The organism is Bradyrhizobium oligotrophicum S58, assembly GCF_000344805.1.
In the GTDB taxonomy this organism is placed as follows: Bacteria; Pseudomonadota; Alphaproteobacteria; order Rhizobiales; family Xanthobacteraceae; genus Bradyrhizobium; species Bradyrhizobium oligotrophicum.
In genome coordinates this window covers 5299234-5311813 of the sequence record NC_020453.1, presented here as the reverse complement: position 1 = coordinate 5311813, position 12580 = coordinate 5299234, and the positions used below count along the sequence as shown (strand labels likewise).

At 66.5% G+C, this 12580-nt stretch carries 14 protein-coding genes and 1 tRNA gene; 10 read left to right on the top strand and 5 right to left on the bottom strand.

What is annotated here, in order from left to right; translation table 11 throughout:
- The first annotated feature begins 135 nt into the window (after positions 1 to 135).
- From S58_RS22945 to S58_RS22935, 3 genes are all read left to right on the top strand, one after another.
- Entirely contained in the window at positions 136 to 465 is a 330-nt protein-coding gene (locus S58_RS22945) for an ArsR/SmtB family transcription factor (RefSeq protein ID WP_015667758.1), read from the top strand.
- Positions 458 to 943 carry an SRPBCC family protein gene (locus S58_RS22940; RefSeq protein WP_015667757.1) on the top strand — a complete coding sequence of 162 codons (486 nt, stop codon included), beginning with the start codon at positions 458 to 460 and terminating at the stop codon, positions 941 to 943. Before S58_RS22945 ends, S58_RS22940 begins: the two co-directional genes overlap by 8 nt.
- A 550-nt stretch (positions 944 to 1493) precedes the next feature.
- Entirely contained in the window at positions 1494 to 2114 is a 621-nt protein-coding gene (locus S58_RS22935) for a Crp/Fnr family transcriptional regulator (protein WP_015667756.1), read from the top strand.
- A gap of 148 nt (positions 2115 to 2262) precedes the next feature.
- On the opposite strand, the gene S58_RS22930 is transcribed toward S58_RS22935, so the two are convergent.
- A tRNA-Leu gene (locus S58_RS22930) sits at positions 2263 to 2349 on the bottom strand.
- Between the two features lie 401 nt (positions 2350 to 2750).
- Between S58_RS22930 and S58_RS22925 the strand changes: the two genes are divergently transcribed.
- Entirely contained in the window at positions 2751 to 3218 is a 468-nt protein-coding gene (locus S58_RS22925; protein WP_015667755.1) for a hypothetical protein, read from the top strand.
- Positions 3219 to 3229: 11 nt separating this feature from the next.
- Here S58_RS22925 and S58_RS22920 read toward each other — a convergent pair whose 3' ends face one another.
- Positions 3230 to 4429: an FAD-dependent monooxygenase gene (locus tag S58_RS22920; protein ID WP_015667754.1), complete on the bottom strand. Its 1200-nt coding sequence runs from the start codon at positions 4427 to 4429 to the stop codon at positions 3230 to 3232.
- A 10-nt stretch (positions 4430 to 4439) separates the two neighbouring features.
- Positions 4440 to 4682 carry a zinc-finger domain-containing protein gene (locus S58_RS22915; RefSeq protein ID WP_015667753.1) on the bottom strand — a complete coding sequence of 81 codons (243 nt, stop codon included), beginning with the start codon at positions 4680 to 4682 and terminating at the stop codon, positions 4440 to 4442.
- A 252-nt stretch (positions 4683 to 4934) separates the two neighbouring features.
- Here S58_RS22915 and S58_RS22910 point away from each other — a divergent pair, with 252 nt between their 5' ends.
- The gene (locus tag S58_RS22910; protein ID WP_042340158.1) at positions 4935 to 6113 is read left to right on the top strand and encodes a hypothetical protein; all 1179 of its coding nucleotides are present in this window, start codon (positions 4935 to 4937) and stop codon (positions 6111 to 6113) included.
- Positions 6114 to 6153: 40 nt separating this feature from the next.
- Positions 6154 to 6903 (top strand): alpha/beta fold hydrolase, encoded by a 750-nt coding sequence (locus S58_RS22905; RefSeq protein WP_015667750.1) that lies wholly within the window; start codon positions 6154 to 6156, stop codon positions 6901 to 6903.
- Positions 6904 to 7144: 241 nt separating this feature from the next.
- On the opposite strand, the gene S58_RS22900 is transcribed toward S58_RS22905, so the two are convergent.
- Positions 7145 to 8341 (bottom strand): hypothetical protein, encoded by a 1197-nt coding sequence (locus S58_RS22900; protein ID WP_015667749.1) that lies wholly within the window; start codon positions 8339 to 8341, stop codon positions 7145 to 7147.
- 609 nt (positions 8342 to 8950) lie between these two features.
- Here S58_RS22900 and cysE point away from each other — a divergent pair.
- Together cysE and S58_RS22890 are read left to right on the top strand one after the other, a co-directional pair.
- Positions 8951 to 9778 (top strand): serine O-acetyltransferase, encoded by an 828-nt coding sequence (cysE, locus tag S58_RS22895; RefSeq protein WP_015667748.1) that lies wholly within the window; start codon positions 8951 to 8953, stop codon positions 9776 to 9778.
- A 270-nt stretch (positions 9779 to 10048) separates the two neighbouring features.
- On the top strand, positions 10049 to 10261 hold the full coding sequence (locus tag S58_RS22890) for a DUF3126 family protein (protein ID WP_006611186.1): 213 nt from the start codon (positions 10049 to 10051) through the stop codon (positions 10259 to 10261).
- A 414-nt stretch (positions 10262 to 10675) separates the two neighbouring features.
- Here S58_RS22890 and S58_RS22885 read toward each other — a convergent pair whose 3' ends face one another.
- On the bottom strand, positions 10676 to 11374 hold the full coding sequence (locus tag S58_RS22885) for a hypothetical protein (protein ID WP_042340152.1): 699 nt from the start codon (positions 11372 to 11374) through the stop codon (positions 10676 to 10678).
- Positions 11375 to 11595: 221 nt separating this feature from the next.
- Between S58_RS22885 and S58_RS22880 the strand changes: the two genes are divergently transcribed.
- Positions 11596 to 11925 carry a DUF6949 family protein gene (locus tag S58_RS22880; protein ID WP_042340150.1) on the top strand — a complete coding sequence of 110 codons (330 nt, stop codon included), beginning with the start codon at positions 11596 to 11598 and terminating at the stop codon, positions 11923 to 11925.
- 85 nt (positions 11926 to 12010) lie between these two features.
- On the top strand, positions 12011 to 12541 hold the full coding sequence (locus S58_RS22875) for a gamma carbonic anhydrase family protein (RefSeq protein ID WP_015667745.1): 531 nt from the start codon (positions 12011 to 12013) through the stop codon (positions 12539 to 12541).
- Positions 12542 to 12580: the final 39 nt, after the last annotated feature.

Sequence of the window (12580 nt, the reverse complement as noted above, 5' to 3'; positions counted from 1 at the left end):
AACCTGCTCGGGGTTTGGTTACCAAAAGGTTTCCCGCTGCAACCGCCGGTGGCGAAGACCGGGGTGATCCGGACTGCCGGGTACCAATCGTACGTTTCTCTTGACCTCTTGGTAAGCTCAAGCTTACGGTAAGACATGGCTTACGAAACGGCATTGGCGGTGCTTGCGGACCCGACGCGGCGGCAGGTGTTCGAGCGCCTGCGGGACGGGCCGCGCCCGGTCCATGCGATTGCGGCCGGACTGCCTGTGTCGCGTCCTGCGGTATCGCAGCATCTGAAGCTGCTGAAGGACGCCGGGCTGGTCGAGGAGCGGAGCGAAGGTGTACGGCGCATCTACTCGTTGCGCCGCGAGGGATTGGCCGAGCTGCGCGACTGGCTCGACAGCTTCTGGGACGACGCGCTGCTCGCCTTCAAGATCGAGGCCGAGCGCAGGCATCGACAGACGAAAGGGACGAGGAATGAGTGAGCCCGTCGTGATTGCGCCGGTTCGGAAGCAGGTCCATGTCCAGGCGCCGATCGACCATGCCTTCGCCGTGTTCACCAGCGGCCTGACCCGCTGGTGGCCGCATACGCATGGGGTCGGCGGCAAGCCGATCGCAAAGGTGCTGCTGGAGCCCAAGCTCGGCGGGCGCTGGCTCGAGATTGCCGAGGATGGCAGTCAGACGCCGGTCGCAACCATCGCGCTGTGGGAGCCGCCGCATCGCTTCGTCATGGTGTGGCAGATCAATGCGCAGTGGAAGCCGGATGCAGCGATGCGTTCGGAGGTCGACGTGCGGTTCTTTGCGGAGGAAGCGGAGAAGACGCGCGTCGAGCTGCTGCATCACAAGTTTGAAACGATGGGCAGCGAGGCCGGCGCATCGATGCGCAGGGATGTCGACGGCGGCTGGCCCGGCCTGCTGCAGCGCTTCGTGGCAGAGGCGGAACGCCCCTCATCATCGTCGTGAGCAGTTCAACATCGGGGTGGGAGAGCGTGATGTCCGAGGGGCGCCATATCGTCTTGCAGCGCTGGCGCCGGGAGAGGCGAAGTCTCCGGCCCATCTGGGGCGGTGGCGGTGCCGCGGGTTGCCGGTCTCATCGAGGTCGCATGCCGGAAGCATGGTCGCGTCCTCTCATCTCTCGAGATGCTTTGCTGTTCGACAGCCCGGATCCGGTGCTCTGATTTTGTCGTCCCCCTCCGGCCCGGCTGCGCGATGATGGCGCATGCGGCTAATTAATATAGGTTATATCTTCAGCGCCGGTTTCTCCCGTAGATCAGTAGTGAGCGAGGAGGCGAGAGCCGCACGTCACACTGGGCTTCGGCGGTCGTGACAAGCCGTAGTGCTGTACGCCTCAGAGCAGCCGGTGCACGCGTGATTGCGCCGGATGCGTGAAAGGCGAGCACGGCTCTCGATGCTGAGATCAGAAAGCGGTCTGTCCCCTCGCTGCGTTGGCTGTGTCCACCGCAATTCCGGGTTCTGTGCGGCCCTGTTCAATGCCTGCGTGGAGCGGGCCGCGATGCCGCGGCTCAATCAGCAGTTCATGACGGTCAAGGCCGGTCACCAGATCAAATGCCAGAGCGAAGCACGCGACGATGTGCTCGTGCTCTGCAGCGGCTGGGCGTTTCGCTACATCCAGCTGTCGGATGGCGGCCGGCAGATCCTACGCTTCCTGCTGCCGGGCGACATCTTCTCGCCGGCGGCGATCTTCTCCAAGGGCATGAGCTTCTCGGCCAAGGCGCTGACCGAAGTCGAGGTCAGCCGGCTCGACGGGGAGGAGGTCCGCACGCAATGTCGCGCGGATGAGCTCGTCATGATGGAGGTGTTTCGCTCGCTCGGCGACAACGGGCGCGCCTCCTACGAACTCATCACCGTGCTCGGCCAGCGCCCCGCGGAGCGGCGCATTGCGCATCTGCTGCTCAGCCTGATACGGCGGATCGCCGCGCACGGCGAAATCCCGGACCAGCGCTATCCATTCCCGCTCAAGCAGCAGCACATCGCCGATGCGGTGGGCCTGACCTCGGTGCATGTCAGCCGCGTGCTGGCGCTGTTCCGCGAACGCAACATCCTGACCCTTGCCGACCGCACTCTGCAGGTGACCGATCCCGCTGCCCTCGAGCGGTTGGCGGCGTTGAACTGAGCGGGCAGGGCGGCCTGCCGGACAGCGTCGAAGATGGTGCCGATCTCAGCAAGGTCGGCGATCGAGGCGATGTCGTCATGGCGGGCGGACCGGCTCTTTTCCGCGATGCTCAGCCACACTCGTCGTCGCTCGCATGAATGTGAAAGCCTGGTGCGGACGGTGGGGCTCGAACCCACACGACGTTGCCATCGAGGGATTTTAAGTCCCTTGCGTCTACCTATTCCGCCACGTCCGCCTTGGGATCAGAGACGTAGCGCATCATCCGGCGAGACGGAATGAGGTTGCGTGCGGCCCCGAAGCTCATCCTCTGCTTAAGCCAGCACCGCCGCCTTGGTAAAGCCTCAATCCCGCCGTCACCAGCTGCTTTGAGATTGCCTCCGAGCTGAAGCGATCCGCGAAGTCCGTTCTGGCGTGATGCATGACATGGACGAGGCGGCCGTTATAAGGCACGGAGGCACCACGGGAAATGATCCCGAGGGAATCCGGGGCCATCGAGTGGACGAGGTGAGGGTGACGAATCGGGCGGACAAGATCGCTGCGACGTGCGCTGCTGCCGTCCGCAACGCCGGGCGCGGCCGATTGGCGCGTACCCGCGATCGAGACGATGTTTTAAGCCGGCTGCATTATCGAGGCTGCATGACGACGGACTGCCATCGCCCGATCCATTGGCGCCTCGCGCTCGCCGCGGGACTGTTCGCTTGCGGAACGCTGCTCTCGGGCTGCGCGGGCATGAGCGACAGCGTGTCGACGGCCTTCGCCGATCCCGCCAAGTACGATCTCTACGACTGCAAGCAGCTCGAAGCCGAGCGCAAGGCGCTCGCCGGGCGCACGGCCGAGCTGCAGGGATTGATGGCCAAGGCGGAGACCGGGGCCGGCGGCGCTGTTGTCGCCGAGGTCGCCTATCGCAACGATTACATCGCCGTCCGCGGCCAGTCGCAATTTGCCGAAGAGGCCTGGCGTCGCAACAAATGTGTCGAGACGCCGCCGGCGCCCGTGGCTGCAAAGGGCGGCAAGCCGGTCAAGCCGGCGCGCACCGTGCGGCCGATGGCGTCCACGAGCCCTCGCACACCGTCGACCTTGCCGCGCGACGGCTCGGTCTACTGACCCAGCACAGCCTATAGCCGCCAGTCGTAGATCCAGCTCTGCCGCGCCGATAGCCGCTGCGGTCCCAGCGCCTTGATGCTGAGATCCCGCGCCAGCGCCAGCGGCCCGGTCATGTGGTAGACGCGGCCCTGATCGCGTGCCGTACGCTGCACCTGGCCGACGCGGGGACGCCGCAGCTCGGCATAGCGCTGCAGGGCGCCCTCGATCGCCGCCGGCCCGTCGGAACGGGCCTCGCTCAGGGTCTTGGCCAGCACCGCCGCATCCTCGATGGCCATGCCCGCGCCCTGCGCGGCAAACGGCAGCATGGCGTGCGCAGCGTCGCCCAGCAGCGCGACGTTGCCTTCGGTCCATTCGATGCCTTCGGGGACCGCGAACAGAGCCCATTTGCGCCAGCCATCGACCGCGTTGAGCAGCAGGCGCGCCGCCGCCGGCCAGCGCGGCGGGCCGAACACAGCCTTCAGCTCGTTCGGATCGCCTTCCGTGCTCCAGCCGGGCCGGTTCCAGGTGCCGGGCACCACGGCGACGACGTTGACCTGACGGCCGGCGGAAATCGGATAGGCGACGAGATGTGCGTCCGGCCCCATCCAGAGCTGCACCCGCGCGCTGGTGTATTCACGGGGCAATTGCCGCGCCTCGAGCGTGCCGCGCCAGGCGATCAGCCCGGAAAATTCGGCGCGCGCCTGCGGAAACAGGTGATGCCGCACCGCCGACCACACCCCGTCGGCGCCGATCAGCGCCAGCGTCACGTCCTGGCGGCGCTCATTGCCGCGGCGATGCACCACCGTCAGCCCCTTGGCGTGGGCCGCGACGTCCTCGAATTGGCAGCCGAGCCGCAGCTCGATGTCCGGATGCGCCATCGCCTCGGCCGCCAGCGCCGCCTGCAGGTCGGCACGGTGGATCACCCAATAGGGCGCGCCCGCGGCCTCGCTCGCCGCGGCGCCGAGCGGCAGGCGGGCGATTTCGCCGCCGGTCCGTGCGCTCATGATGCTGACGGCCTCCGGCACCACGGCGCGCGCGGTCAGCCGCGGCCCCAGGCCGAGATCGATCAGGATGCGGCTGGCATTGGGCGAGAGTTGCAGGCCGGCGCCGACTTCCTCGAGCCGCTCGGCCTTTTCCAGCACGACGACGCGGAACCCCTTGGTGGCGAGCGCCAGCGCGGCTGTCAGGCCGCCGATCCCGGCCCCTGCGACAAAGACGGTACGAGATGCCACGACACGCCGATCAGGCGACGTCCTTCAGCACGCATTCCGGCGGCCGCGCCTCGCCCGCGGCGAGGTCAGGCGCGTAGCGGTACAGCGTCGAGCAGTACGGGCAGATGATTTCGTTGTCGTTGCCGAGATCGAGGAACACGTGCGGATGATCGAACGGCGGATTGGCGCCCACGCACATGAACTCATGCGAGCCGATCTCGATGACGGGGACGCCGGCATCGTTGTGGAAATGCGGGACGATGTTGTCGGCCATCGGTATCACCTTGGAGTGGCAACGGGAGCGTATATGGTCAGCACGACGGAGCAGGACGGGACTCGTCGCATGGCCACACCAGTCGAAAACGGCGCGACCATACTGAGCCTTAAGGCCAATTCCTAGTGTTGGGAACCCGGGTTTGGGAGAGACGCACGCCGTTATGTTCTGGCCTGTGGATTCGACACAAACTCAGGGCCGCCGAGAAGCCCTTCTTTCGTCGGGGCCGTTGTGTCCGTCACCGGAGATCCTATGTCTGTTGTGTCATCCACGCGAAAACGTGAAGGCGGCGTGATCCCGGGACGAATCAATCTGGCCCTCGCAGGCCTCGCGTTCACTGCAGCGGTCGGCGTTGCGTTGTGGCCGCATGCGCATCGTGCCGGAGCCGTGATCGCGGCTCAGGACGATCCGGCGCGGCTGTCGGAGCTCCAGACCACGTCCGTCCTGCAGACCGATCCGACGCGCATTGCACGCGGCATCGACGACGCGCTCGCCGCCAGCGACCCCGATCTCGCCGAGAGCTTCGTCGCACTGGCGCGGGAGCATCGGGTCGCGCTCGATGAAACTCAGGTCCGGCGGGTGAGCGATGCCGTCGCGGCGGAGCAGGCGCCGACGAGTGTCGCCAGGCGCTTTGCGACCGGCCTCGTCACCGGGCAGGCCGATGACGTCGCAAGCCTTTCGGGCACCGTGGCCGGCGATCTGTTCGTGTTCGGCGACATCCGCGACGCGGTGCGCGAAGGCAAGCACCTGGTGATGGGCGAGGAAACCGACCGGCTGGTGCTGGGTCTCGCCACCGCCGGTCTTGCCGTGACCGCGGCGACCTACGTCTCGGCTGGCGGCGCGGCGCCGGTGCGGGCCGGGCTGACCCTGGTCAAGGATGCGCGGAAGGTCGGCCGGCTCGGCGAAGGGCTCGCGGCCTGGGCGGGACGGTCGGCACGCGAGGTGGTGGATGCGCCCGTGCTGCAGCAGGCGGTCGCCACCGGCTCGGTGTTGCGCCCGGGCGAGACCGCGACCGCGATCAGGGCTGCCTTTCGGGCAGAGAAGGCGGGCGCGCTGGTGCGGCTCGCCAAGGATGTCGGCCGCATCACCGAGAAGGTCGGAACCCGCGGCGCGCTCGATTCGCTCAAGCTGGCCGAGGGGCCGAAGGACATCGCCCGCGCCGCCCGGCTCGCCGAGGCCAAGGGTGGCCAGACACGCGCGATCCTGAAGCTGTTCGGCCGTGGCGCGCTGCTCCTGACCGCGGGCGCGTTCAATCTCGCGCTCTGGCTGTTCAGCGCGGTGATGACCCTGTTCGGCTTCGTCGTCTCGCTCAAGTCGATGACCGAGCGCACGACGCAGGCCTGGCTCGACCGCCGCAGGCGGCGCCGGCTGCGGCAGATGCAGGCGGCCATCGCCAGCGGCGAACTGGTCGCAGCCGCGCCCTGCGGCTAGACTTCGCCATCTTCACTCGAGATTTTTGGGACCAGCTCCGATGCCGAGCTTCCACAACGGCGCCGTCGACATTGCCTTCATCGACGAGGGGGAGGGCGATCCGATCGTGCTCGTCCATGGCTTCGCTTCGACCAAGAACGTCAACTGGGTCTATCCGGCCTGGGTCTCGGAGCTGCGCAAGGATGGCCGTCGCGTCATCGCGCTCGACAATCGCGGCCATGGCGATTCCGCCAAGCTCTACGATCCCGCGCTGTATTCGATCGCGGAGATGGCGAGCGACGTCACCGCGCTGATGGATCATCTCGGCATCGCTGCGGCCGACGTCATGGGCTATTCGCTCGGCGGCCGGATCGCCGCCCACATCGCGCTCGCCACGCCGGAGCGGCTGCGCTCGGCGATCTTCGGCGGCATCGGCATGGCGATGATCGAGGGCGGCGGCCCCGGCGAGAACGTCGCCTCCGCGCTGGAGGCGCCGTCGATCGATGAGGTGACGGATCCGGTGGGACGGACGTTCCGCGCTTTCGCCGACCAGACCCGCTCGGACCGTCTCGCGCTCGCGGCCTGCATGCGCGGCTCGCGTGGCTTGATCTCGCGCGAGGAGGCCGGCCGCATCGCCGTGCCGGTGCTGGTGGCCGTCGGCACCACAGACGAAGTGTCGGGCTCGGGGCCAGCGCTCGGCGCGCTCATTCCAGGCGCGAAGGTGCTCGACATCCCCAACCGCGATCACATGCGCGCCGTCGGCGACAAGGTCTACAAGGCCGGCGTTGTGGATTTTCTCGCGCAGCGCTGACCGCGTAGCCCGCTGACGTGCTCCGTCGCTTCGACTTGCTCCGTCATTGCGAGCGCAGCGAAGCAATCCAGAGTGGTGGGCGGGATTCTGGATTGCTTCGCTGCGCTCGCAATGACGTGGAGAGAGCGTAGCCCGGATGAGCGCAGCGACATCCGGGTTCACACGTGCTGTGGAGGAGACCCCGGATATCGCTGCGCTCATCCGGGCTACGACTACTGTCACTCATGCGGGCTACGGGGCGTCATGCGGCGGAGCCGTCCGCGCGCTCGCCGCTGAACCACCTCGCTGCTGCGATCAGCACCGTGAAGGTGGCGATCCACACCAGCCGGGCGCCGTAGCGGTCGTGCGGGCCGGAGATCACGCCGCAGATCACGGCGTTGCCGAGCAAAGCGAGCGTGACGGTCGTGGCGAGCAGGGCAACGTCGTCGCGGCGCCGGCGCCAGATCGCGTGCGCCGCGATCGCCGCCGCCGCCAGCATCGAGCCGAGCGCGACCGGCACGTGCAGCCAGTTCACGACGGCGAAATTGATCTCCCAATGCTGCTGATGCGCCGCGCGCATTTCCCTCGTCTGCGCCGGGATGTAGCGTTCGATGATCCCGTAGGTGTGCGGCACCCAGCCGCTGGTGCCTTCACCGGTCGCCACATGCACCAGCTGCTCCGCCGTCGCTACCGCCGCCGCCCTGGCCTGCCACAGCGGATAGGCGGCGAGCGACTGCTTGACGATGGTGCCCATCTCCTCGTTCATGCCCTCGAAGCGGCCAAGCTTGTTGAACATGCTGTTGCCCCACAGGAAGTCGTCGGCCGTGGGTGGCAGCTCGTTGCGATAGGGGCAGAGCTTCAGCCTTTCGCGCGCGCAATGGTCCTTCAGGTACTGCGCGACGATGCCGTCCTGCAGCATGCGGCCGAAGGCGACGCCGGTGCCGCCGGGCGTCCAGGCCAGCTGGCCGGACAGCGCGAAATTCGCCGCGAGCAGCATCGCCGCTCCGGCGACGATGGTCAGGCTGCCCTGGACCAGGCCGGAGAGCGCGATCTGCCGGCGCAGGAACGGGAAGGCGATCCAGCCGGCGCAGCACAGGCCGAACAGCACCCCGAGCGTGGCGCTGTGGGTGGCGGAGGTGAAGGCGACGAAGCCGAACAGCGCCCATCTCTCCAGCGACGAGATCCGGGGGGCCTGCGTCACCAAGATGAAGAGCGCGAGCACCGACAGGCCGGCGAAGATGTCGGTCAGCAGCATGCTGGCGAGCCACGGCAAAGCGGTGGTCAGGATCAGCAGCAGGCCGATCCACAATAGCCGCAACGGTTGCGCGAGCCCGAGGACGCGCAAGGTGAGCTGCAGGATCCACAGCGTCGCCAGCGCCTGCAGGCCGAGATTGAGCCAGAAGCTCGACCCCTCGCCCCAATGCAGATAGAGGCCGAACACGGTCGAGCGGCTCGGCACCAGATAGCCTTCGTACCAGCGCGCGAGATAGCCGCCCGTATCCCACTGCAGCAGCGGGTAGCCGTTCCACAGCGCCGGCGCGACCAGGAAGAGGGGGATGACGATGACGGGGAGCCAGGCCGTTCCGGCCTCGGTTACGCGTTCGTCCAGGATCTGAGTGTTACTGATGCCTGCGTCCCCCGGTTAGGAGCACCATGGCCAAAATAGGGTCAAGGCGATATTCACCAATAGACGCAGAGCGATGGCGGGTAAAGCTGACCCCGTGATCGAGCGGGGGACGCCGGGCCTTTCTCGCCTCGAGTGGTTCCTTTTTGTCTCAGCGGAGGTATCGGACCGCGCCGGTGCCCAGCCGGGGCTGCCGATCGCGGCCTCGAAACATCGTCACGGTCGGGTGGTCGGCGCCGCTTGATTTTGGGTTCCGGCTGACCACCTTCATCCGACGCGCCGCCGCAGGGCGGCGTAACCGGGACGTAACGGAATTGTCTCAATCCCATGTTCTCTGGGAGCGAGGCTGGCTGGCATGGACCGACGCCCGTGAGCAGCCGGCGGAGGACAGCATTCCACGCGTCGTGCTATATTGCCTGCCCACTGAACGTGCGAGAAGCGGCCATGGCCATTCATCAGACCCATCAACAGAGCGGAAAGCTCGCAGCCCTCGATCCGATCTGGGATCGGATTCGCCACGAGGCCGAAGAGATCGTCCGGCGCGAGCCCGAGCTCGCGACGTTCATCTATTCGACGGTCCTGCACCACAGCCGGCTGGAAGATGCGGTCGTGCACCGCGTCGCCGACCGCCTCGATCATTCGGCGCTGTCCGGCGACCTGATCCGCCAGACCTTCAATGATGCGCTGCGCGATGAGCCGGATCTCGGCCACGCGTTTCGGGCCGATCTGGTCGCCGTCTACGATCGCGATCCCGCGACCTCGCGCTTCATCGATCCGCTGCTCTACTTCAAGGGCTTCCACGCGCTGCAGACGCACCGGCTGGCGCACTGGCTGCATCGCAAGAGCCGCAAGGATTTCTCGTTCTATCTGCAGAGCCGTTCGTCGGCGGTGTTCCAGACCGACATCAATCCGGCCGCCCGCATCGGCCGCGGCATCTTCCTCGATCATGCCACCGGCTTCGTCTGCGGCGAGACCGCCATCATCGAGGACAACGTCTCGATCCTGCACGGCGTGACCCTCGGCGGCACCGGCAAGGAGAATGAGGACCGTCACCCCAAGATCCGTCACGGTGTGCTGATCGGCGCCGGCGCCAAGGTGCTCGGCAACATCGAGGTCGGTCATTGCGCGCGTATCGCCGCCGGCTCCGTCGTCGTGAAGCCGGTGCCGAACAATGTCACCGTCGCAGGCGTGCCGGCGAAGATCGTCGGCGAGGCCGGATGTGCGGAGCCGTCGCGCACCATGGACCAGATGATCAACGCGATCGGCATCTGAGCCACGACGCGCGCGCTGCAATCTCGAAGTCAAGAGCTTTTCAATAGCGGGATTTCGTGCCAACACATCGACCGTCCGTGGATTTGACGATCCGCCGCTGCCGCGGCGGAATGAAGTGAGATCCACGGCGTTCCTTTCACGTCCGTTCGATGAAGCTGGCGCTGCCTCGCCAACATCGACGGGCTGGAATGTCGAGCTCAAGGACAGAGGCGCAATCGCCTCGTCACGCGTTCAACACCATGCAAACCCCGCTGCGATTGGAGATCACCCGTGGACGTTCAGGAAGTCAGGAAGCTCGACGCATATCTGAAGCGCGTGTTCGGCAATCCCAAGATCCGCGTGGTGCCGCGGCCGAAGAAGGAAGACTCAGCCGAAGTCTATATCGGCGAGGAGTTCATCGGCGTGCTGTTCGTCGACGATGAGGACGACGATCGCTCGTTCCAGTTCCAGATGGCTATTCTGGAAGACGATTTGGTGGAGTAGTCAAATTGCGCAGCGCTTGAGAACGCACCACGATCAGGCGCGGTTCAGGCGCAGTGCCAGTGCAGGCGCGGTGCAAGTTAATGTGCCCTCTCCCCTTGCGGGAGAGGGCTACACCGGCCCATCAACTTGCTCGCTTGGGTGAGGGGTATCTCTCCTCGAGCTGCGCTCGTCGAGGCATACCCCTCACCCAAGCGCGTTTGCGGCTCTGTCCTACATGCCCTCTCCCGCAAGGGGAGAGGGCGCAGTCATGAGCACCGCTCCGATCCATCCGACATTCAAGCGCTGTGGATATGAGCTGAAATTAGTCGGAAGGCACGCATCGCGTAGCCTGGATGAGCGTAGCGACATCCAGGTTCACACGCGTTGCACGGGAGACTCCGGATGTCGCTGCGCTCATCCGGGCTACGGCACCAACTACTTCACCGCATGCATCTGCGCCGTCAGCCGGTCCATGGCGGCGGTGACGTCCTGCCATTGCGACAGCCAGCTGCGCGGAAATCGAAACACGAGATCGGCGCCCTCGACGCGGCGTTCGCTGAGGCACATGCCCGGCGTGGCGGCGTCGCGGGTGCAGCGCGCGACCAGCGCCGGCTGCTCGGCCACGAACAGATCCTCGACATCATAGGGCGTGCCGGCGCGGAAGCCGCGCATCGTCAATCCGTCCTGCACCGAGACCGCGGCGGGGTTCAGATAGCGCGGATAGATCGTCTTCAGCCGCGTCTCGGGCGACATCGCATCATGATGCGCAGAGATCGACACGAAGATGCGATCGATCGGGTGCGGCGCCTGGTCGATCTGGTCGGCACTGACGTGATGCGGCGCTTCGGGCGGCGTCAGCGACGGATAGTCGAAGCCGAGATCGACGCGCTCCTGCGGGCCGGTGTGGCGCTGGATCTTCACCCGGATCGCCGCCGACGGCACGTTGAACAGGGTGCCGCCGATGCTGACCGGCAGACGCTCGGGCCCCTTGAAGGCCGTGGCGCGCCATGTCGGCCACAGCAGATAGGCGACCAGCGCCACCGCGGACGCGGCCAGCACGCAGCCGACAACGATCGGCACGGCGTGGCCATGTCCGTTCGAACAGCGAGCACTTCTGACCGAAAACATCGTCATGGAGCAGGGGAATGGGGGCAGGGGAATGAGGGCAAGGGATCTCAGGGCGAATCAGCGCGACTATGCCACGTCAATGCGGTTTTCTGCAGAATCTTGCCGGCAGGCGGCCGCGCGCCGCACATGGCCGGGGTTAACCCTTCCTTAAGGATAATGTGGCGGCGGGCCTGCGATTTTGCCAAACCAGCACACCGGGCAGTTTTGCAAGTGTGTGGGTGCGTACGATGTCGGCAGAAGCGTTCAATTCCCTGTTCTCGCTCCTCATCGGTTTCGCCTTGGCCGGCGCCTTGGCCAGCGGCTATCAGGTCTATGCCGAGCGTCCCCCCGGTTTCGAGCTGCTGCAGGAGGGCGTCACGCCACGCCGCTTCGCTGCCGTGCCCTTCCTGGTGTTCGCGGCCCCCTTCATCATCATGCGCAACACCCTGCGCGGTGCCCGCATCGAGCGCCGCCGCTTCGAGTTCGTCATGCTGGCGACCGTGATCGCCGGCTTCTGGAGCATGATGTCCGGCACCTTCATCGTGATGACCCTGCGCGCCGCGGGCGTGCTGGCCTAGTTCCATCTCGCGCCGGGCGTCGGCGCCGTTGCTTGAATTCGCTCGATGGGCTGTGCCAAGGTCACCTTGCGAACGGGAGACCTTGATGGCCATCTACGAACTCGACGGGCAGGCGCCCGAGTTGCCGGCCGACGGCAACTACTACATCGCCGACAATGCGACGGTGATCGGACGCGTGAAGCTTGGCGCTGAGGTCACCGTCTGGTTCGGCGCCGTCATTCGCGGCGACAATGACCGGATCGAGATCGGCGACGGCTCCAACATCCAGGACAACGCCACCTGCCATGTCGACCCCGGCTTCCCGCTGCGGGTCGGCAGGAACGTCACGGTCGGCCACAACGTGATCCTGCACGGCTGCACCGTCGAGGATGACGCGCTGATCGGGATGGGCTCCATCGTCATGAATGGCGCCCACATCCGCCGCGGCAGCGTCGTCGGCGCCGGCGCCATCATCACCGAAGGCAAGGACTTCCCGGAATACGCGCTGATCATCGGTGCGCCCGCCCGCGTCGTCCGCACGCTCGAGCCGGCGCAGGTCGAGCGGATGGGGATCGCGGCCAAAGCCTATGTCGCCAAGGGACCGCGCTACACCAAGGGCCTGAAGAAGATCGGCTGAGACCGAGAGCGTCGCGCGCGTCGACCCCGATGACGGCCT